At 64.6% G+C, this 1,118-nt stretch carries 1 protein-coding gene; it reads right to left on the bottom strand.

What is annotated here, in order from left to right:
* Window positions 1-121: 121 nt before the first annotated feature.
* A partial coding sequence (locus ACK4TH_RS12040; RefSeq protein ID WP_409626784.1) for an IS1380 family transposase occupies window positions 122-1,118 on the bottom strand: 997 nt, incomplete at its 5' end.

The raw sequence follows: 1,118 nt of genomic DNA, 5'->3' as shown, positions 1-1,118 counted from the left end.
CATGGGATCAGCTCGTGCACGTTGGTGTAGCCGGCGTTGTACGAGACCTTCTCACTCTCCAGCCCGGTGGACTTCCCCCAACCCCCGATGCTCAACGTGTCGGGGACGCACGGTGTGATCGTCATGGAGAAGCCAGTGTGTTGGCCGCCATGAAGTAGACGTCGCGCAACGGATGATGGGAGGCCAGCAGGATGCGGATGCGTCGGGTGTTGCGCAGCACGGCGGCGCCGATCTTGAGCAGGCGGACGCGAATCGTGGCGGCCGAGGCCTTGGCCAGCTCGGTGTTGGCCAGGGCCAGTTCGCGCAAGCGCTGCATCAGGGTATAGGCGAGCGCTGAGAACAGCACCCGCAGCCAGTTGGCGAGAAAGCGCCGGCAGCTGGCGCGGGTTCCGAACAGGTCGAGCTGGGTTTCCTTGATCCGGTTCTCGGCCTCCCCGCGCAGGCAGTAAAGCCCGTCGTACAGGTCGGCCGGGGTGCCATCGAGATTGGTCACGATGAAACGCGGATTGCTGCCCTGCGCGCCGAATTCCAGCCGGGTTACGACCCGCCGTGGGCGATCCCAAATCTGCGCGGCATAACGGAACTCGCGAATCAGCCTTTGTTTGATGCCACCGGCCGAATAGCGGTGTTCCATCAGGCGTTCCCAGCCTTCGACCTGGCGATGCAGCACCGCGTTGCGCGCCAAGCCGATGACATAGCCCACATCCTGCCGCTCGCACCAGCGAATCAGGCGCTGCCGACAGAATCCCGAATCACCGCGGACGATGAGGCGCACCCGGGGCCAGGCCTGGCGCAGACGCGTCACGATCAGCTTGATCACCGCTGCCGCGTGCCGCGCCCCGTCAATGCGGCTCCTGCGCAGCACACAGGCCAGCATGGCCTTTCCACAGAAGACGTAGAGCGGCAGGTAGCAATGACTGTCGTAATAGGCATGGAATTCCTTCAGCTCCTGATCCCCGTGCAGCGGAATATCCGAGGCATCGACATCCAGAACCAGTTCTTCCGGTGCCCGGGGCTGGCTGGCGATGAACTGCTCGACCAGCACCCGGTTCAACGCCACCCCATCCGAGCGCGTCGCCCGTTTCTCCAGCCGGCACAGGGTCGGGCTGCTGCCCAGG

The sequence above is a fragment of the Tepidimonas sp. genome (genome assembly GCF_046292505.1).
Taxonomy (GTDB): domain Bacteria; phylum Pseudomonadota; class Gammaproteobacteria; order Burkholderiales; family Burkholderiaceae_C; genus Tepidimonas.
The sequence above is the reverse complement of the archived record's forward strand: the minus strand, read 5'-3'. Positions and strand labels throughout refer to the sequence as shown.